Source organism: Catellatospora methionotrophica (assembly GCF_011297335.1).
Taxonomy (GTDB): Bacteria; Actinomycetota; Actinomycetes; order Mycobacteriales; family Micromonosporaceae; genus Catellatospora; species Catellatospora methionotrophica.
Genome location: NZ_JAAOTJ010000007.1, coordinates 84123 through 104141 on the forward strand (window position 1 = coordinate 84123; position 20019 = coordinate 104141).

Annotated in this window: 13 protein-coding genes; 4 read left to right on the plus strand and 9 right to left on the minus strand. The window is 73.7% G+C overall.

Annotation, left to right across the window (positions count from 1 at the left end; all coding sequences use genetic code 11):
• Positions 1 to 15: 15 nt before the first annotated feature.
• On the minus strand, positions 16 to 315 hold the full coding sequence (locus HAV40_RS18280; protein WP_166382843.1) for a DUF2795 domain-containing protein: 300 nt from the start codon (positions 313 to 315) through the stop codon (positions 16 to 18).
• Positions 316 to 424: 109 nt separating this feature from the next.
• A complete protein-coding gene (locus HAV40_RS18285; RefSeq protein WP_166382845.1) occupies positions 425 to 1678 on the minus strand; it encodes an MFS transporter in 1254 nt (417 codons plus the stop codon).
• A 198-nt stretch (positions 1679 to 1876) separates the two neighbouring features.
• Between HAV40_RS18285 and HAV40_RS38025 the strand changes: the two genes are divergently transcribed.
• Both HAV40_RS38025 and HAV40_RS18295 read left to right on the plus strand, forming a co-directional pair.
• Positions 1877 to 2380, plus strand: a complete 504-nt coding sequence (locus HAV40_RS38025) for a hypothetical protein (RefSeq protein ID WP_203671125.1) — start codon at positions 1877 to 1879, stop codon at positions 2378 to 2380.
• Between the two features lie 69 nt (positions 2381 to 2449).
• Positions 2450 to 3481 carry a LacI family DNA-binding transcriptional regulator gene (locus HAV40_RS18295; protein ID WP_166382847.1) on the plus strand — a complete coding sequence of 344 codons (1032 nt, stop codon included), beginning with the start codon at positions 2450 to 2452 and terminating at the stop codon, positions 3479 to 3481.
• Positions 3482 to 3524: 43 nt separating this feature from the next.
• On the opposite strand, the gene HAV40_RS18300 is transcribed toward HAV40_RS18295, so the two are convergent.
• The 4 genes from HAV40_RS18300 to speB form a co-directional block, all read right to left on the minus strand.
• Positions 3525 to 4433 carry an MEDS domain-containing protein gene (locus HAV40_RS18300; protein WP_166382849.1) on the minus strand — a complete coding sequence of 303 codons (909 nt, stop codon included), beginning with the start codon at positions 4431 to 4433 and terminating at the stop codon, positions 3525 to 3527.
• 376 nt (positions 4434 to 4809) lie between these two features.
• Positions 4810 to 7182: a glycoside hydrolase family 6 protein gene (locus HAV40_RS38905; protein ID WP_275413454.1), complete on the minus strand. Its 2373-nt coding sequence runs from the start codon at positions 7180 to 7182 to the stop codon at positions 4810 to 4812.
• Positions 7183 to 7526: 344 nt separating this feature from the next.
• Positions 7527 to 8144: a class I SAM-dependent methyltransferase gene (locus tag HAV40_RS18310; protein ID WP_166382850.1), complete on the minus strand. Its 618-nt coding sequence runs from the start codon at positions 8142 to 8144 to the stop codon at positions 7527 to 7529.
• A 63-nt stretch (positions 8145 to 8207) separates the two neighbouring features.
• Positions 8208 to 9242: an agmatinase gene (gene speB, locus HAV40_RS18315; RefSeq protein ID WP_166382852.1), complete on the minus strand. Its 1035-nt coding sequence runs from the start codon at positions 9240 to 9242 to the stop codon at positions 8208 to 8210.
• 133 nt (positions 9243 to 9375) lie between these two features.
• Here speB and HAV40_RS18320 point away from each other — a divergent pair, with 133 nt between their 5' ends.
• Both HAV40_RS18320 and HAV40_RS18325 read left to right on the plus strand, forming a co-directional pair.
• Positions 9376 to 10911: a leucyl aminopeptidase gene (locus tag HAV40_RS18320; RefSeq protein WP_166382854.1), complete on the plus strand. Its 1536-nt coding sequence runs from the start codon at positions 9376 to 9378 to the stop codon at positions 10909 to 10911.
• A complete protein-coding gene (locus HAV40_RS18325; protein WP_166382856.1) occupies positions 10908 to 12587 on the plus strand; it encodes an AbgT family transporter in 1680 nt (559 codons plus the stop codon). Before HAV40_RS18320 ends, HAV40_RS18325 begins: the two co-directional genes overlap by 4 nt.
• Positions 12588 to 12677: 90 nt before the next feature.
• Here HAV40_RS18325 and glsA read toward each other — a convergent pair whose 3' ends face one another.
• From glsA to HAV40_RS18340, 3 genes are all read right to left on the minus strand, one after another.
• A complete protein-coding gene (gene glsA / locus HAV40_RS18330) occupies positions 12678 to 14024 on the minus strand; it encodes a glutaminase A (RefSeq protein WP_166382857.1) in 1347 nt (448 codons plus the stop codon).
• Between the two features lie 118 nt (positions 14025 to 14142).
• Positions 14143 to 18990, minus strand: a complete 4848-nt coding sequence (locus HAV40_RS18335; protein ID WP_166382858.1) for a hypothetical protein — start codon at positions 18988 to 18990, stop codon at positions 14143 to 14145.
• Positions 18987 to 19880 (minus strand): DUF4132 domain-containing protein, encoded by an 894-nt coding sequence (locus HAV40_RS18340; RefSeq protein ID WP_239085978.1) that lies wholly within the window; start codon positions 19878 to 19880, stop codon positions 18987 to 18989. Before HAV40_RS18340 ends, HAV40_RS18335 begins: the two co-directional genes overlap by 4 nt.
• Positions 19881 to 20019: the final 139 nt, after the last annotated feature.

The window sequence follows — 20019 nt, forward strand, 5'->3', positions numbered from 1 at the left end:
CCGCCCGTGCCCCGCTCAGCTGAGTTCGGTGTCGGGCACCTCGCGCAGGTACGAGGCGACCTTCTTGTTGTGCGACCGGGCCTGCGCGGCCCGCTGGGTGACCGTGGTGCCCTCCTCGACCGACGGGTCGAGCCGGACGGAGCTGCGCACCTCAGACATGTTCCGGTAGGTCTCGGGCGGCAGCGTCCGCGCGAGCTTCAGCACGTCACCGTCGCTGGTGTATTCGATGACGTGTGCGAAGATTGCGTGCTTATCCGCCGGAAAGTCGATGTCGCGTAATGCTTGCTGCATCTGCAGCCAGGTTTGGTTCTCCATGATTCGACTCTGAGCCGTCGCCGCGCCGGATAGGGCCGGTTCGGGAAAACGAGGGCCGCTGTGGACCGGCGCGGCACGGGCTGCCCCGCCCGCGGCGAAAAGCCGCAGCTCAGCCCACGGTCGCGGCGGGCACCGGAGCGGAGCGGCGGCGGGCGGCGCTCGCCAGGCGCAGCACGGCCGCGACGACGGCCAGCGCCACCGTCAGCGCCCCCGAGGCCAGCAGCGTGCCGCCCGGTCCGAGCCAGGTGACCAGCGGTCCGCCGAACGCGGCCCCGATCGGGGCGGCAGCCACCGTGATCGAGCCGCGGGCGGCGAGCACCGCGGGCAGGTCGGCCGGGTCGGCCGCGGACTGGAACAGGGTGATGTTGAAAGCGGGGAACGGCCCGTAGATGACACCCCCGGCGGCCAACCCGACCAGGGTGATCCAGGTCGAGGTGGTGAGGCCGAACGGCAGCAGCGCCGCACCCCAGCCCGCGATGACCGCGATGGCGAACGGCCACGGCGACACCCGGCGCAGCGCGCCCGCGAGCAGGCCGCCGAGCAGCGCGCCGACCCCGAAGACGGCCCAGTACACGCCGAGGAAGCCGGCCGAGCGGCCGAGCGTGTCGACGACGAACAGTGGCAGCGCGACCTCGACGGGCCCGTACAGGAAGAAGAAGACCGCGGTGAGCGCGAGCAGGCCCAGCAGTTCGGGCCGCCTGGCCAGCAGCCGGAAGCCGCTGGTCGGCACCGTGGGCTCGGCCGGGACGGCGGTGACCGGGATACCGCGCAGCTGCGCGGCCAGCACGAGGTAGGTCAGCGCGTCGACGGCCAGCGCGACCCCGGGGCTGGTGGCCGCGACCAGCAGCCCGGCCAGCGGCGGGCCGACGATGATGGCGGTGGTCTGGCTGGTGCCGAGCAGGGTGTTGGCGGGCAGCCGGTGCTCGGCCGGCACGAGCCTGCTGACCAGTGTGTAGGTGCCCGCCGAGCCCCACGCGACGAGCAGCGACGAGACCGCCAGCAGGGCGACGTACCCGGCGGGGGAGAGCCGCCCGAGCAGGTGCAGCACGGCGGCCGTGCCCAGGCCGCCCGCCCGCAGCAGCGCGTTCGCGGTGACCAGGGTGCGCGCGTCGAGCCGGCGCAGCCACGGGGCCAGCGCCAACGCGCCGAGCGCGGCGGGCAGCGTGTACGCGGCGACGGCCGCCCCCACCACCAGCGCCGTGTGCTCCGGCGCGGCGATGGCGATGGCGAGCAGGGTGATGGCGACGACGCTGAGGCCGTCGCCGAGGTAGGAGACGGTCTCGCCCGACAGCAGGCGGCGGAACCCCGGCACCCGCAGCACGTCCCGATAGGCGGCCGGGACCAGGCGATTCGTCAGCTGCATCGGTGTAGCGTGCCACCTCAACCAGGCTTGAGGTCAAGCCGGAGGACCCGGTCGACGAACCCGGCGGCGCGGCGAACCCGGTGGTCCGGCGAACTCCGCGCCCGGCGCGCCGTGCGTTGGGCCGCGGAGTTCGCCGGAACCGTTCATGAGCGCCATGACTCGTCCCGTTGACCGCCGCCCCACGTCCGGGAGAGTGCCATGAGCGTTTCGCCGAGGTTTTCCGCCGCCACCGCCGTCCTGGCCGCCTGTGCCGTGCTGACCGCAGGCTGCACGGAGCAGGAGTCGTCGTCGGCCGTGCCGAGCCCGTCGGCTGCCCCGTCCCTCGCGCCGGGCTGTTCGGCCGGCGAGATCGTCGACGGTCCGCTGCCGGAGTGGGCGCGCGGGGGGTTCAGCGGCGACGCACACGCCAGGCACGTGCTGGGCACGCAGGGCCAGCTCGCGGCGGTGCTGTTCGGGCATCCGCTGACGGTCGACCGCAAGGACGGCGTGAGCAACAAGATCCTGTGGGTGGCCCGGGAGAAGTACGAGACGGGCACCTTGACGATCACGGCACGGCGCGAGGGCACGGGTGAGCCGGTGCTCCGCGAGGTCGCGGGCGGGCCGGGTCCGTCCATCATCGACCTGCCGCAGCCGGGCTGCTGGCGGCTGGACCTGGCCTGGCCCGGCCACACCGACACGATGGACCTCGTCTACGCGGGTTGACCCATCCATCGACGACGATGGCGTACGCGACACCTACCGCCGCCGGAAGCTGCGGGTTATGGTGCACCAATGACGGACGGGAGCGCTTCCACGCCGCACCGCACCGGGCCTGCCACGCTAGCCGAGGTGGCCCGCGCGGCCGGGGTCTCCATCGCGACCGCCTCCCGCGTGCTCAACAACTCCAGCCAGGTCAGCGCCGAGGCCTACCAGCGCGTCTGCGACGCCGCGAGCCGCCTGGGCTACCGTCGCCGCCGTGCCGCCTGGGGCCGCACGTCGGCCGGGGCGCGGGCCGTCGCCGCCGTCGTGCACGCCGGGCACCGGCTGGTCTTCACCGAACCGTTCTTCGCGCGCTTCCTCGGCGCGGTCGAGACCGAGCTGGCCCGCTACGACCTGCCGCTGCTGGTGACCAACGTATCCGGCACACTCGCCGAGACCGTCGGGCGTTACCTGCGGGCCGGCAACGTGGCCGGGGTGATCATCGTGTCCGACCACGGCCCGCTGCCGCTGTCCGGTTCGCTGGCCGCGCTCGGGCTGCCGATCACCGTGGTCGGCCGCCCGCTGCACCCGTACCAGCTGCCCTATGTGGACGCCGACAACAGGGGCGGGGCGCGTGCGGCGGTGGAACACCTGCTGGGCAGGGGTTACCGGTCGATCGGCCACATCGCCGCGCCGCCGGACACCGGGCCGGGCGCGGACCGGCTGGCTGGATACCGCGAGGCCCTGCACGCCTGCGGGCTCACCGACCAGCCCGTCGCGTACGGCGACTGGAGCCAGGCGTCGGCGGCGCACGCCATGCAGCGGCTGCTCGACCAGCGCCCGCAGCTCGACGCCGTGTTCGCCGCCTCCGACGTGATGGCCGCGGGCGCGGTGCGCTACCTGCGCAAAGCCGGCCGGCGTATCCCCGACGACGTCGCCGTGGTCGGCTTCGACGACCACGCCCTGGCCGCCCAGGTACGCCCCGCGCTGACCACGGTGCGCCAGCCCGTCGAGCTGATGGGCACGACCGCCGTGCAGGGCCTGCTGGCTACCGCCGCCGGTGACCCACCGCGCGAACACGCCACGATCCTGCCCACCGAACTCGTCATCCGCGACTCCGCCTGACCAGGCACGCTCTCCGCGCGTCCACGTCCCGCCGCGCGGGTCGTCAGTCGTGGACGGCCATGTGCAGGCGGACGGTGGTCGCGCCGGGGCGGGCGTGCAGGCGTACCAGGTCGCAGTGCAGGTGGGCGGCCAGCAGGGCGGGCGCGGCGGGCGGGAGCGGGTCGGCGAACTGGCCCGCGTCGCGCAGCTGGCACACCACCAGGTCGCGCTCCGGCCAGACGCTCACCGCGCCCGGGGCGCCGGTGCGGGTCAGGGTGCCGGTGGCCAGGTCCGACACGATGTCGGCGAGGGTGTCGCGCCGGTCCGGCTTGAGCCCGGCGGTCGTCGCGTGGCCGGTCACGAACGCGCGCAGCCCGGCCAGGTCGTGTACGGCGTCGTACCGCATCGTCGCGGCGTGGGGCGGGGGAGCGGGGAGCGGCGGATGGCAGGACAGCGCGGTCTGGCGCGGGTCGGCGTAGGCGGGACTCGGCCGGCGCTCGCCGCGCAGCAGCAGCTCAGGATGGGTGCGCAGGGCGTCGGAGACCATGTGCGGGTCCAGATTGGCCGCGTCGCACGGGCACAGCACCGCCGTGTCGCGGTCGGTGAAAGCGAGGTTGACCAGCGCCTCGTGGGCCACGCAGGCCGGATACTCCATGAGGCCGCGGCCCGGCCACAGCGGCTCGGCGACGATCGCCGTGCGGCGGCCCGGGAAGCCGTCGGCGAAGGCCAGCAGCACGCCCGGCAGGATCCGGCCCGGGTTGCGGCCCGCGACGGTCAGGTCGGTGAAACGCACCCGCGCGGCGTGCGAGCCGAGGCAGTCACGCAGGATCTCCAGCTTCGCGCTGGGCACGGCGACCAGCACCGGCTGCCCGGCGGCGAGAGCGGTGTGGATGAAGGCCAGGGTGCCGCTGACGTACTCGGCGACTCCGCGGTAGGGGAAGCCGACGTGCTCGCGCGGTGCCGGTGTGGACATGCCTCACGCGGCCGGGAGCGGTGGTGCGGTGGACCGGCCCGGCGCGGGCACGATCCAGTCGGGCACCTGTTGCCATGCCATAGCGGGGGCGTTACCCCACCCCGGAAGGCGCTAAACACGCACTGCCGGAAAAAGATTCAGAAGCTGTGGCGTACGCCCGCAAAAGGCGGACCGCCGACGTCGCTCTCACGACGTCGGCGGCCGTGCCGCTGCCGGCGGGGCCCAAGTTTCCGCCCCAGCGGCACTTCCTACAGACCCGCCGCGACCGGTGCGCCCGGGGCGGCGGGGTTCTCGCAGGCCGGGTCGGACCCGGTCGGCGCGAGGACGGCCCCGATCCTGAGCACCCACGCGGATGCGGGACCGTCCCCGGTAGCGGTCAGCTCAACGGCGGGTACGCGTTCGCCATCAGCTGCTGGAACTGAGCGGAGAACCAGTGGCCCGACACGGGTGCGTTCGGCAGCGCGCCGGACATGTTGTTGCCGTTACGGGCGTTGCCCGGGTAGGTCGGGTCGCACATCCGGTCGAAGCCCTTGCCCTCCTCGTTCGGGATCAGGCTGCTGGAACCGTCGGACTCGCCCGGCGGCTTGATCCAGACGTACGCGTCGATGCCCGTCGCGGGCGCGGCCCGCGGGCGCTCGCCGAGTCCGGCTCCGGCCTGGTTGCACCAGTTGCCCTTGTGGATGCGGCGGTCGATGCGCGACTGGTTGACGAACGTGTTCGGGTCCGTCGACGTGCTCGCCGCCGTGGGCCGGGTGGCCTGCGTCGGCTGGCAGGGCGTCCGCACGCAGCTGCCCCAGCCGTTGCGGGACGTGTCGATCAGCATGCCGATGCTCGACGAGAAGCCCGCCTGCACCAGCCGCGAACGGAACGCCTGCGCGAAAGTCAGCTCGTCGTTGTACCGGTTCCAGTCGATCCAGCTCGTCTGGCGCAGCTGCTCGGTGATCGTGCCGACGTACGGCTCGGTCAGCGCCGACGTGTTGGCGGTGTTGGCGATGAAGCCGTGCACGTTGGCGGCGGTGCTGCCGGACGCGGTCGCGGCCGAGAACATCATGTTCGCGCTCGACCCGAAGTTGTCGTCCCAGCCGAGCCAGCCGTGGTGGCCCGCGTCGATGTAGTTGTAGACGTTCGGGACCGCGCCGAGCTTGTTCAGCGCGTACCCGACGCCGTCGACGTAACCGCGGTTGGCGAGCATGGTGTCGCACATCGCGGTCGCGGTCGGGCGGCCGCTGACGTTGGTCACCAGGTTCGGCAGCGAGTCGATCTCGATGATCGCCACGATGCGCAGGTTCGCGTACGCCGGGCGGGCCAGGATCGCCGCCATCGGGTCGATGTACTCCGACTTGTAGCGGGGCAGCTCGGTCGGGCCCAGCTCGCCGTTGGACGCCAGCGCGGCACAGTCACGGCCGGGCAGGTTGTAGACGACGATCTGGATCACCATCGGCGCGGAGCCGTTGGCCGCGTCCTGGATGACCGCCTGGTCGAGGTGGTCGGCCAGGCCCATGGTGCCCGTGGTCGGGCTGCCGTTGCCGGTCAGTGCGCTGATCCGGTCGAACCACACACCGGTCGGCTGGTTGGCGATCCGGCTGCCGCCGGGCTCGGCCAGCGCGTTCGCCCGCCACTGCGGGTTCACGTAGACGCCCGCGCCCGAGTACGGGTTGTCGGCTCGCGGGCCGACCGGGCCGCCGTCGTTGTCGGCCTCGGTCGCGGTGACCGTGACCGAGGTCAGGCCGCTGGAAGCGACCGTGATCGGGCGGGTGCCCGCGGTGGTGTCGGAGTCCTCGGCGGCAGCCAGGGTCACCGTCTGCGCGGTGCTCCAGTTGCTCGTCGTGAACGTCAGGCTCGCGCCCGACGACACCGTGATGCTGGTGTCACCGGAACCAGCGGTGTTGGTGACCGTCACGTTGCCGCTCGGCTGCGCGGCCAGGCGCACCGCGTACGACGCGGTCCCGCCCTCCGGCACGCTGACCGCCGTCGACGAGACGACCAGCGACTGGGTCGTGGTGCTGTCGTTGTCGGCCTCGGTCGCGTTCACCGTCACCGAGCTGAGCCCGGACGCCGCCACCGTGAACGGCCGGGTGCCGTTGGCGGTGTCGGAGTCCTCGGCCGCGGCCAGGGTCACGTTCTGGTTGGTGTTCCAGTTGCTCGTCGTGAACGTCAGGCTGGAGCCCGAGGACACGGTGAGGTTGGTGTCACCGGAACCGGCCGTCGTGGCGACCGTGACGTTGCCGCTGGGCTGGGCCGACAGGCGTACGGCGTAGGTGGCGGTGCCGCCCTCGGGCACGCTCACCGACGTCGGCGACACGACCAGGCTCACCGTCGGGGTGGTGCCACCGCAGGAGACGCCGTTGACCGCAAAGTTCGACGGGTTGGTGTTGGTGCCGCTGTAGGAGGCGTTGAAGCCGAGGCCCGTCGACGCGCCCGTGCCCAGGCTGCCGTTGTAGGACAGGCTGGTGGCGGTGACGTTCTGGCCGGACTGGGCGTAGTTGGCCGACCAGCCCTGGATGCCGCCCTGGTTGCCGGGCCAGGTCCAGGTCAGCGACCAGCTGGTCAGCGGGTCGCCGGTGTTGGTGAGGTTCAGGTTGGCGCCGAAGCCGCTGCCGTTGTCCCAGGCCTTGGTGTAGGTCACCTGGCAGGACACGGCGGCGTGCGCGGGCGTGGCCACGGCGACCAGCCCCGTGGCGGCCAGCGCGCTCGCGCCGAGCAGCGCCGTCAATCGGCGTCGCAGGGTGGATCTGATCGGAATTCTCACTGGGTACTCCTTGAGCCGGGCCGGACCGGTCCGTCTTGCCTGGGGAACCGGTACGGGCCTGCGCAGGGATCAGCGGCCACCGGGCGGGCGGCGCGGATCGCGCGCAGGAAGGAAGGGACAGCCCGGACAGGCTGTGACGGCGGTGCGGCGGCACCTCCCGGCGAGCCGGGGCCCTCGGTGCCGTGTCGCGCGCGTGGCTCCCTGTGCGCGTGAGGGAAGTTTCACACCGTCGTGACAGGACCGCAATGCATGTCGGGGGAAGTGGCACAAAGTCGGGGCGTACAACTAAGACGTATGATGAACTGGCCTGATCTTCGCGCAGGCGTGCCGGATCAGCGCCGGGGTCAGGGCAGGTCGGGGATCGGGGCGTGGGCGCGCACCAGCGTGTCGACGGCGTGGCGTACGCCCTCGTCGGTGGTGACCTCGCGCCGCACCCGCTCCGCGCGGTCCACGGTGAGCCCGTCCGCGACCAGGGTCCGGGTCAGCTCCTCGGGAGTCCAGAGCAGGTCGGGGTCCTGCGGGCCGCCGGTGCCGCCGGTGAGGTTGGCCCGGTCGTGGCCGATCGCGAACAGCGTGCCGCCGGGCGCGACCGCCCGCGCGGCCAGCGCCCACACCTGCGCCATCTGATCCGGCGGCAGCTGGAGGTAGGCGATCAGGACCAGGTCGAACCCCTCCGCCGGAGGCTGGTACGCCAGCACGTCGCCGACCACCCAGTCCACGTCGAGGCCGTCCTGCCCGGCCCGCTGGCGTCCCTTGTCGACCGCCACCCGCGCGTAGTCGATCGCGGTGACCTGCCAGCCCCTGCCCGCCAGCCACAGCGCGTTGCGCCCCTCGCCCGACGCGAGGTCCAGCGCCCGGCCCGGCGGCAGACCGTCCAGCTCCGCCGCCGCGAAACGGTTGGGCTCGGCGCTCCACACCAGCTCGGCGGCGGTGTAGCGGCGGTTCCAGTCCTCGGCGTCCATCGCCGCCGACCCTACCGCCCCACCCCGCCCCACCGGGGCACGATCGCCGGACCCACCCGCCGGTCAGTCGGAGGCGGTGGAGCCGCGGCCGTCGAGGAGCGGAGTGGCGGGGTTCCAGGTGGTGCCGTCGCGGGTGTCGCGGCGGCGGCGGGCCAGGCCGGACAGCGCCTCCAGGACGACACGGTTGGCGAGCATCGCGGTGATCTCGGCGTGGTCGTACGGCGGGGACACCTCGACGACGTCGATGCCCGCCACGGGCAGCGTGCGGCAGATGCGCGACACCGCGTCGAGCAGTTGCCGGGCGGTGAGGCCGCCGGGTTCGGGCGTGCCGGTGCCCGGAGCGTGCGCCGGGTCGCACACGTCGATGTCGACGGACAGGAACACCGCCGTGCAGCCGTCCAGCGCGATCGTCAGCGCCTCGTCGAGCACCGCGTCCAGTCCCCGGGCCCCGATCTCGCCCATGTGGTACGAACGCATGCCCTGGTCCGCCATCCAGTCCAGGGTCGGCGGCTCGGGCCAGTAGCCGCGCAGGCCGAGCTGCAGGAAGCGGTCGCCGCGCACCGCGCCGGACTCGATCAGCCGTCGCATGGGCTGGCCGTGGCCGTAGAGCGAGCCGAACGTGATGTCGCCGGTGTCGGCGTGCGCGTCGAAGTGGATCACCGAGACGTTGCCGTAGCCGTACCTCCGGGCCACGCCGGTGACGTCCGGCCAGGTGATGGTGTGGTCGCCGCCCAGGATCAGCGGGATCACCCCGTGCCCGGCGAGGAAGGCGACGGCGTCCTCGATGCTCTGGCAGCTGCGCTGCACCTCGCCGCTGTAGAGCTCCAGGTCGCCCGCGTCACGTACGGCGAGGTCCGGCCCGAGCGGGTCGACGCGCAGCGCGAGGTGCGGCCGGGAGCCGTCGTGCGGCAGGTAGTCGGTGCCCCGGATGGCGCTGGGTCCGAACCGGGTGCCGGTGCGGTGCGAGGTGCCGCCGTCGAACGGCGCGCCCAGGATCACCACGTCGGCGTCGGCGTACGTCTCCGGATCGGCCCAGTCGCAGCGGGGCACCCCGAGGAACGTGAAGTCGGGGCCGTACTGCGCACCGTGGCGGGTCACGCCTCCATTCTCACCGGACGGCCGCGCCTGCGGCCAATCCTCCTGAAACGTCCCCGTATTCGCCGATGAGCCGTGATGCTGTGCTTCAGGGTGTGTCACCGGTGGTGTGCCGTCGAGGTGGAGGAGCGGTGCGATGACAGCGACGGCAGCGGGCTTCGACCCGGTCCCCTCCTGGACCCGTGTTCCCGACGTCGCCGTGGTCGCGGTCGAGGACCTCGACGCCGGCAACGCGCCGCTGGGCGTGCCGGTCGCGACCTCGGGCGCGGTGCCGCCGGTGCTGGGCGTCGACCGGGGCGACCTGGCCGAGGCCGAGTTCACCGGGCAGCTCGGGCAGGTGCTGGCCCTGCCGCAGCCGGGCGCGGGCGCGCTGGTCGCGGTCGGGGTCGGCGACCCGGCGGAGCTCGACGGCGACCGGCTGCGCGACGCGGCCGCCGCGTACGCCGTCGCGACCGGTGCCGGGGGACGCCTCGTGCTGATGCTGGACGCGCTGCCGGCAGTGCCGCCCGAGATCGCCGGACAGGCCGCGGTCGAGGGGGCGCTGCTCGCCCGGTACCGCTTCGAAGAGCTGAAGAAGCACGGCACCCCGCCGGTCGTCGCGCTGACCCTGGTCGCCGCGGAGGGTGACGTGCAGGCGATGCAGCGCGGGGCGCGGCGCGGGCTCGCGTACGCCAGAGCCGCCGCGCTGGCCCGTGACCTGGCCAACTCCCCGCCGAGCCGGCTCACCGCGGAGCGGCTGGGCGGGGTGGCCGCGCAGCTCGGCGCGGACAGCGGGCTGTCGGTCGAGGTGTATGACCGGGACGCGCTCATCGAACTGGGCTGCGGCGGCCTGCTCGGGGTGAACGCGGGCAGCGCCGACGAACCGCGCATGATCAAACTGCGCTACCGTCCCGGCGACGATCCCGACGTGCCCCGGTTGACGCTGGTCGGCAAGGGCATCATGTACGACTCCGGCGGCATCAGCCTCAAGCCCGCCGACGCGGTCCACTCGACCATGAAGAACGACATGTCCGGCGCGGGCGCGATCCTCGCCGCGATGACCATGCTGCGCGAGCTGGACTGCCCGGTCGCGGTCACCGGCTACCTGATGTGCACCGACAACATGCCCTCGGGCACCGCGCTCAAGCTCGGCGACGTGCTCACCATCCGGGGCGGCACCACGGTCGAGGTGGTCAACGCCGACGCCGAGGGCCGCCTGGTGATGGCCGACGCGCTGGTGCTGGCCACCGAGGAGCCCGTGGACGCCATCGTGGACATCGCCACCCTGACCGGGGCGTGCCTGCGCGCGCTCGGCGCGCAGATCGCCGGGGTGTTCGGCAACGACCAGGGTCTGGTCGACCAGGTACGCGCCGCCGCCGCGCGGGTCGACGAGCCGGTCTGGCAACTGCCGATGGCGCGCCGCTACCGCGGTGAGATGGACTCCGACGTCGCCGACCTCAAGAACATGGGCGGTGCGAACGCCGCCGCGATCCACGCCGCGCTGTTCCTGGAGGAGTTCGTCGCGGGCACCCCGTGGGCACACGTCGACATCGCCGGCACCGCCCAGAACGACAAGCCGCGCACCTGGTACCCGCAGGGCTGCACCGGTTTCGGCGCGCGCCTGCTGCTGGACCTCGCGCTGGCCTTCCAGCGACCGCAGCCGGCTCCGCTGGCCGCTAAGGAGCAGGCATGACCGCAGCGACGGTGCCCGCCGGGAAGCGGACGTTCACCCAGCGGATGCTGGACGGGGTCGAGAAGGTCGGCAACAGGGTGCCGCACCCGGTGATGATCTTCCTGATCCTGATCGGGCTCATCATCGTGCTGTCGGCGATCTTCGCCGCGATCGGTGTGCAGGTCACCTATGAGTCGGCCGCGCCCTCGCCGGTCGTCGCGGAGGAGACCTATCCGGGCGGCACCCAGCAGCCGTCGCTGGACATCCCGCCGGAGGAGTTCTACCACCCCGAGGTCAAGACCCACACCGAGACCACCGCGATCAGGAGCCTGCTCACCGCGGACGGCATCCGGTTCATCTTCACCTCTGCGGTCACCAACTTCACCAACTTCGGCGTGGTCGGCGTCATCCTGGTCGCCATGATCGGCGTCGGCCTGGCCGAACGCGCCGGGCTCATCGGCGCGCTGATCCGCAAGCTGGTCGCGGTCGCCCCGCCGTGGTCGCTGACCTTCATCATCGTGCTGGTCGGCATCCTGTCGTCGATCGCCTCCGACGCCGGATACCTGGTGCTCATCCCACTCGGCGCGGTCGCGTTCATGAGCGTCGGGCGGCATCCGCTGGCCGGGCTCGCCGCCGCATTCGGCGCGGTCGGCGGCACGTTCATGGTGAACGTACTGATCACGCCGACCGACGGCATCATCACCGAGATCACCAACGAGGCGGTCGCGCTGGCCGACCCGGCGCGGAAGATCAGCCTCACCGCGAACATGTTCTTCGCCATCGCCTCGACCATCTTCCTGGCGTTCCTGATCACCTTCATCACCGAGAAGATCATCGAGCCGCGCCTCGGTAAGTACACCGGTGCGGTCTCGCACGAGGCCACCGACATCCCCGACGCCGCACCCGTGGAGGGCGACGCCGCCCCGGCCGCGCAGGCCCGCGGGCTGCGCTTCGCCTTCTGGGGCCTGCTCGCCGTGCTCGCGCTGCTCCTGGTGCTGTCGGTCCCGCCCCAACCGTGGGGCATCCTGCGCAACCCGGTCACCGGCAGCCTCGTCGAGGACTCGCCGCTGATGGACAGCCTGATCTTCATCATCATGCTGGTCTTCCTGGTGTGCGGCCTGTGCTACGGCGCGGGCGCGGGCACGCTCAAGGGCAGCGCGGCGGCGATGGACGCGATCACGAAGACGTACGCCGGGCTCGGTGGCCTGATCTTCATGCTGCTGGTGATCGCCCAGTTCATCGCGTACTTCAACTACACCAACATGGCCACCGTCGCCGCCGTGAAGATGGCCGACGGGCTGGAACGGGCCAACATCGGGCCGCTGTGGCTGCTCATCGGCTTCATCCTGGTGGTGCTGCTGCTGGACATCATCATCCCGGGCGTGATCCCGAAGTGGGCCATCTTCGCGCCCATCTTCGTGCCGCTGTTCCTGCGGCTGGGCGTCGCACCGCAGACCGTGCTGGCCGCCTACCGGGTCGCCGACTCGCCGATGAACGTGGTCACCCCGCTGATGGTGTACCTGCCGTTCATCGTGCTGCTGGCGCAGAAGTACAAGAAGGAGGCCGGCGTCGGCACCGTGATCTCCCTGATGATCCCGTACATGCTGGTCATCGCGGTGGCCTGGACGGTCTTCTTCGTGATCTGGTACCTGCTCGGCATCCCGCTCGGACCGGGCGCGCCGGTCGAGCTGGGATAGCCCTCGGCCAGCCAGCGCGGGGTGCCCCGGCGTGCGGCGACGTTCCAGCGCGCCGCGGCCATCCCTCCGGTAGGACGGCGACAGGGCCTGCTACCAGTGCGGATCGCCGGGCTGGCCGGCCAAGTCACCCGGCCGGTGCAGCTCCGCCGGGGGTTCGGCGGCGGCGACCTGCTGCTCACACCAGGCCAAGGCTCGTTCCCGGGTGCCGAACACGTGGTCCGGGTCGTCGAGCACGGCCGCCCCGGCCTCGCCGACGGCGGCGACGGTCAGCCCGCGGCGGCGCAGCGCGGTCAACTCCTCGCGCACCATCGCCGCCGAGGCTCCGTCGACGCGGGTGACCCGGTCCAGGTCCAGCACCACGCCCCCGGCCGAGGGCAGCGGGGCGACGGCGTCGGCCAGCGCGGACAGCAGCCGCTCGGTGGTGGTGAACTCCAGCGGCCCCTGCGCGGTCACCAGCGCCACGGACTCGCCGTGCAGATCGCGGGCGACGGTCGCCGGGGCCGCGCCGGGATGGTGCATCAGGTGCAGGGCGTACCGTTCGGACAGTTCCCGCAGCGCCAGCACCCCGCGCACCGGGTTGCCGACCGGGTCCAGCGGCGGGCTGTACGCCGCGATGCCGAACCGGGCCGGGCTGCACGCGATCAGCGCCCCCGACACCCCGCCCTTGGCGGGCAGGCCGACCCGCAGCAGCCAGTCGCCCGCCGCGTCGTACATGCCGCAGGTGGCCATCACCGCCAGCACCCGCTCAGCGGTCAGCTCCGGGACCACCGGCTCGCCGGTCACCGGGTTCACCCCGCCACCGGCCAGCGTCGCCGCCATCACGGCCAGGTCGGCGGCGGTCACCCGCACCGCGCACTGCCGGAAGTAGTCGTCCACAGCCTGCTCGACGTCACCGGTCAGCGAACCCGCGCCGCGCATCAGGTACGCCAGCGCCCGGTTGCGGTCGCCGGTGCGCGACTCGGAGGCGTACACGGCCTCGTCGACGTCCAGCTGCCGGCCCGCGAACGCGGACAGGCAGGCCAGGATGCGCGCGAAGCGCTCGCCGGGGCTGTCGGCCGGGATCAGTGACGTGGTGACGATCGCACCAGCGTTGATCATCGGGTTGGCCGGGCGGCCGGTGCCAGGCTCCAGGCTGATCGCGTTGAAGCCCTCACCGCTGGGCTCCGCGCCGACGCGGGCGGTGACCGCGTCCAGCCCGAGTTCGGCCAGCGCGAGGGCGTACACGAAAGGCTTCGAAACCGACTGGATGGTGAGCGGGGCCAGCGCGTCACCCGCGCTGTACCGGTGACCGTCCATGCTGACCAGGGCCAGCCCGAAGGCGGCCGGATCGGCGAGCGCCAGCTGCGGGATGTAGTCGGCGACCGCCCCGCCGTCCACGACGGCCAGCCGCGCGTGCAGCTCGGCCAGCGCCCGCGAGACCGCCCCCACCGCCGCCACGGCCCACCACCCGTCGTCCTCGACGCCAGCCTAGGTGAGCCACCACCGCCACCGGTCATGATCGTCGTTTCGGGTCAGAAAGTCTGGCCGGACCACACTTTCTGACCCGAAACAGTGATCATGCCCCCGCCCCACCAGCCTCAACCCGCTCCCACGCCGCGTAGAACAGGTCCGCGACCGGGCGGCCGAGCAGCACCGCGCCCAGCGGCGGCGCGGCGTCCGGAAGCAGGCCCAGCAGTGGGGCCTTCCACGCCTCGACCGGCAGCGCGGGGGCTTTCAGGCTCAGCCACCCGCCCGGCAGGAACACCGTCCGCCCGGCCCGCTCTCGGCGGGCCTCGACGACCAGCCCTGCCGCGAGCAGCGCGGCACGCAGCGGTTTGAGCCGTGCCGTGGTCACGCCCAGCCAGCGGGCCGCGTGGGCGTCCGTCGGATCGGGCAGCGCCAGCAGCTGCAGGTAGTACGCGGCCGCGTCCGGTGCCAGCGCGTGCGCCGCGGCCACCGTCGCCACCAGGCCGGGCGCGGTGTGCCGGGGATCCTGCGGCCACGCACCCGCGGGCAGCGCGTCCGCCTCGGCGAAGGCCGCGACCAGCGCCGGATCGCGCAGCAGCAGGAGGGCGTCGGTGACGCCCCGCTCGCCGAGGGCCAGCGCCGGGTCGTCCGGGGCCGTGATCGCGGCGGGCAGCAGGTGGTAGGCGTGGCCGTCCCGCTCGCCGCTGCACCACACACCGGGCAGCCCGTCGGGCACCAGGCCGGGCCGGTGGTACGTCGTCCCCACGGCCAGCTTCGGGTTCTCCAGCCGCCGCCGCACCAGGTCCAGCGCGCGCGGCAGCGCGGGCCGCAGCGGGTCGCCCGCAGGCAGCCGGTATGCCAGCCAGGCCAGTCCCGCGGCGGCTGCCCTCAGCCAGTCCTCGTCGAACGCTTCGCCGTCGTCCGCATGGGTCACCAGCCCTTCCCACGGGCGCGCCTCGGTCACCCCGTCGGTGCACAGCCAGGTGCGCGGCCGCGGCTCGGCGATCACGCGCAGCACCTCCTGCCCCACCCCGCCGGGGACCACCCGCTTCGCCTCGATCAACAGCTCCTCCGGCAGCGGCGTACGCCGTCCGTACAGCGCGAGCCACCGGGCCGCCAGCGCGTCCACGTCCGGCCCGTGCCGCCACAGGTCGGCCGGGTCGTCCGGGACGGCCGCGTCGAGCAGTGCGAGGCGGTGCCCGTGCGGGATCAGGTGCCACTGCTGCGCGGCGAGGTCCGCCTCGGCCCCGGCCAGACCGACGGTCCTGCGCTGCGCCGTGCTGAGCGAGTGCCTGCTCCAGCCGCCGATCGGCAGCCCGGCGAGCAGCAGCACGGACTCTGCCCGGGTCAGCCCGGTCAGCTCGGCCAGCCGCGCTGCTCCGTCGGCCCGCCACGGCATCGGGCCCTCGCGGTCGAGCAGGTCGGCGGCGGCGTTCAGCCGGTCGGCGTCGCCCCACCCGCCACGTTTGATGTCGGTGCGCACGTCGACGCCCGCGATCGGGGCGAAGACCCCGTCGGCGCAGTGGTCCACGGCGTACCGCAGGAACCGGGGATCGGCCCCGGCCAGGGCGTGCTGGCCGCCGGACAGGAAGACCACGCGGCGGCCGCCCTCGCCGATCTCGGGGACGGTGTGCTCGGCGGTGACCGCGAGTTCCGCGAAGCGGAAACGCGGGTCCGGGGCCGCGAACGGCGAGGCGGCGAACGCTCGCAGCAGTCGGGCCAGCACCGATCGAGCCTCGGGCGTCCCGACGGGAGAGGCGGCGACCATCAGCACCGCGCCGAGCCCCGGCAGCAGCCACGGCCAGGCCGACTCGGCGTTCGGCGGCGGCACGGCCTCGGGCGGGTCGGCGAACACCCGTGACACGGCGGATATCTGGTCCATCACCGCGGTCCGGTGGTCCCTGGAGCCGTAGAAGTAGCGCCCCCGCCACATCACCAGCGCACCCAGCGCCTGGGACAACGCGGTGTCCGACACCTCCGGCTGCGACACGGCGGAGCCCGACCGCGGTCCGGCGGCCGAGGTGCCCGCCGCGCCGGACGTGAAGCCCTCCCCGCCAGGCGAAATGCCCGACGGCAGGTCCCCGCCTGGTGGCGTGCGTTCCCGGTCGTGCGGTGCGCCGCCTGTCGTGGCCGCCAGGACACGGTCCGGTTCGGACGCGGTCGTGGCAGCCTGCTCGGCGTCGACCGTGGCGAGCAGTTCCCGGAGCGCGGCCAGCCGGGTCTCCATCCGCAGCGCGGTGCGTGCGACGGCGCGCAGGGCCCGCAGCAGGGTCGGCTCGGTGACCTCCGGCAGGTGCTTGGCGAACACCTGGTCGACCGCGTAGTCCAGCAGGGCGTTGCCGCGCAGGTCGGCCAGCAGTGCGGCGGCCAGTGGCGTGGTCACCGCGCGCAGCGCCGCCGAGCCTGCCACGTCGCGCGGGCGCAGCGCGTGCCAGTACGGAAACGGCGGGCGGGAGTGGACGGCGACGCATTCCTGCAGCGGCCCGCCGCCGTCGGGCGACCAGACGGTGACGGCGAGATCGTGCGGGTGCGGCCGCTCACCGGCCCGGGTGGTGACCGGGCGCAGCAGCTCGTCGCCGGGCAGCCGCAGCGCACCCACCAGCACCTCACCCGGCACCGTCGGTCGCCAGCGCAGCGTACGGCCGTCGGCGGACCACCCGGCCTGGGTGCCGTCGGGCAGCAGGTGCACCCGCCAGCCGAGCAGGCCTCCCGCGCTGCCGAGCGGCGAACCGGCGAAGGCTTCCGGAGCAGGTCTCAGCCACGACCATTCGGGCAGCAGCCGGGCTTGCTCGGGCGCGCCGTCGGTGAAGAACGCGGGCAGGCTGTGCCGCCCCGGCTCGCCGGTGTGCGGGTCGTACTCCCGCCAGCGTGGCCCGCCGGGCTGCTGCTCGCAGCGCCAGTACGTGACGCCGTCGCTGCTCACCAGGCCCGGGGCCGGCATCGCCGGATCGCCGGGTAGGCACGGGCGGCCACCGCCGGTGACCCCTCCGCCGGGCAGCGGCAGGTACGGCGTGGGCGGCCCACTCTCCCACGCCCGCTCCATCCGCGGGACCGGGAACGTGCGCTCCGGATGGTCGGCCCAGTACGCCCAGCCGTCGCCGTGGTACGAGCTTCCGCTGACCAGCAGCCGTCCGTCCGACTCGTGGCAGGTGATGTCGGCGTGCCAGGCGCCGGACGGCAGGCGCACCCGGTGCTCGGCGGACGCGCCGTCGGGGGAGACGGTCACCACCCGGGTCTGGTCGCTCGCCGCCAGCGTCGGCCAGCTCGGCGACAGGCCGATCCGCTTGAGCGGCACGACGGCGGTCTCGTACGCGGGCCAGCCCAGCTCGTCGACCAGGCCCGCGCGCAGCGAACCGGCCAGCACCTCGGCGGTGTCGATCGCGGCGATCCGGCGCAGCTCGCCGGGTGCGAGCCGGACTCCGGCCGCCGACCACAGCGGGTACAGCTCACGCAGCACGGCCGCCAGCCCGGCGACGGTGACGCCGTCGACCGGCCGCTGCGCGACGCCGTGCCGGAGCGCGGTCAGCAGTCCCGGTGTCGCGGCCAGCACCGCGATCAGGCCCTCCGCCCGGGAGCCCGCCGGGTCGAGTTCCGAGGACTGGTCCAGCAGCCGCCACAGGCCGCGGACGAGGTCGGGCAGCAGATTTGGGTCGGCGGCGATCGCGGCCAGGTCCCGGCGTCCCTCGCCGGACTGGCCGTACCAGCGGGTCACGGGCAGTCCCTCGGATGTCGGCTCGACCGACACCGGCACGCCATGGGCCAGACAGGTGTCGACCAGATTGAGGTCGACCGGGCCGGACCCGTCGGCGGGGCCCGGCCGCAGTGGCCGCCCCGCTGCCCGCAACCGTGGCGCCAGGCGCTCGACCAGGGCGAGCAGCTGCGGGCTGACAGCTCCCACCGCCCACCGGTGCCGGGCCCGGTACCAGGCGAAGCGGTCCAGCCAGCCGGTGATGTCGGCGTCCGGGGCGTCCAGCACGCCGGAGCCGATGATCAGGTCGAGCCACTCCTCGGACACGTCGGCCTGCCAGCCGGGCGGCTCGGGCAGCAGCTCCAGCAGCCGCGCCGCGACGGCCGGGTCGCGGCGGGCCAGCCGCTGCAGCGGCTTGCGGTACGCCGTCCAGAAACCCGCGTCCGCGCGCACCACGGCGGGCAGCATCAGCAGCTCGGCGACGACCGACTCGTCCTCGGCCGCGGCGTCGAGCCCGGCGGCCTTGGCCAGCCGTCGCAGGTCGGCGGCCAGCCCCGGGCCGGGCGGCAGCCCGCCCGCGACGCGACGCACCGCCACCGACCTGACCAGCGAGTACGCCGAGGCGGCCGGCGCCCTGGTGAGCGCGTCGCGCGCGTAGTCCCGCAGCGCCTTCGCGCTCAGCGCGCCCGCCAGCGCGAACTCCAGGTGCGCGTCGCGCAGCCGGGCCTCGTCGACGGTCAGCGCGTAGGTCTGCTCGGCCCGCCGCGCTTCGCCGAAGCAGATCGCGGCCTGGCGCAGGTTCTCCGCTTCGATGAACGACCGTCCGGCCTGTTCCCAGAAGCCGGGCAGGAACTGCGGGACGGTCCCGGCGAGCCGCGCCGCGACGGTCAGGTAGCCGTCGCGGGCGTTGCCCGGCTTCGAGCGGGCCAGCCGGGCCAGCTTCTCCATCTCCTTGACCAGGGCCAGCGCCTGGCGGCCGTGCGCCGGGTCCTGCACCAGTGCCGAGGCGGGGAAGCCCAGCGCACGCACCCGGCCGTGCCCCACCGGCACCGCCCCGGCCCCGGTGAAGCCGAGGAACTCCATGCTCAGGTCCTCGGCCGCGCCGACCGGCTCGCTGACCAGGCGCACCACGGTGCGGCCAGGCAGGGCCGGATGGGCGTACGCCCGCCCGGTCACCGCCGCGACCGCCGGGTCGTCCGGGCTCGGGCCGTCGAGCACCGCGCCCGCGTCGAGCAGATCATCCACAGTGGAAGGGCTGGTCGTCGTCATGCTCCACGCTCCGTCGTACTGGTTCCGGTGCGGCCGACGTGCAGGGCGGCGGCCAGGCGCACACCCTCCGACCAGGTGACGGGCCCGACCTCGTCACCCGGAACGCCCCGGCCGGACGGGTCGGCGAACTGCAGCGGGCCGGTCCACGTCTCGTAGCCGGGGTCGCCGTCGCCGAGCCAGACGCAGGCGTCGACCGCACGGCCGTGCTCGACGATCCGGCAGCGGGCGGTGCCGCCGCGCACCGTGTAGCCGAGCGCCAGCGCACGCGAGCTCGCGTGCCGCAGCTGCGCGTAGTGCGCCGCGTCGTACCCGTGCAGCAGCGCGGCCTGCTCGGCGCGGCCCTCGGGGCGGCGGTGGGCCTCGCGGAACAGCTGCGCGACGCCCTGCCGCACGTCCAGCTCGGCCGCGAACTCGCGCAGCTCGTCGACGTCGTCGAGCAGCACCGGATGCGGGACGGCGTACGGACCGGGGCCGAGCCAGGCCGACTCGCCGTCGAGCCCGACGACTCCCACGCCGCGCGCCGCGTCCACGTCGCGCAGGAACCCGGCGCGGGCCAGGTCCGGCCCGTCTTCGCGGCACGGCGCGACGACCAGGTCGCGCAGGGCCGCCCGCCAGGCCTCGTCGGCCCATACGCGGGCCAGCACGGCGAACGCGACCGGCAGGCCGCGCACCATCCAGCGCTCCACCTCGGCCAGGCACTCCGCCTCGTGGCGGGCCAGCCACTCGCGCAACTGCCGCAGGTCGCGCACGACCGGATCGTCCTTCAACGCGGCGGGCAGGCCCTTGAGGCGTACGCCCGAGGCTTTGCGGGCCACGACCCGCCCGCCGCTCAGCGCCACCTGGTAACCCGTGCCCGCGGGCAGCCAGCCCGGTTCCGTCTCCCCGTTCACGAGGCGGGATTGTGCCATCGCCGCCCGACAAGTTGCTTGAGCAGAAATTCCTGAAGACAGGGATGGCGTCGGACGGCAAAACGAGGTACCTTCGCTTGCAAGCCCGCTTCGACGGTTCCCCCCGTGATCGCCGAAGCGG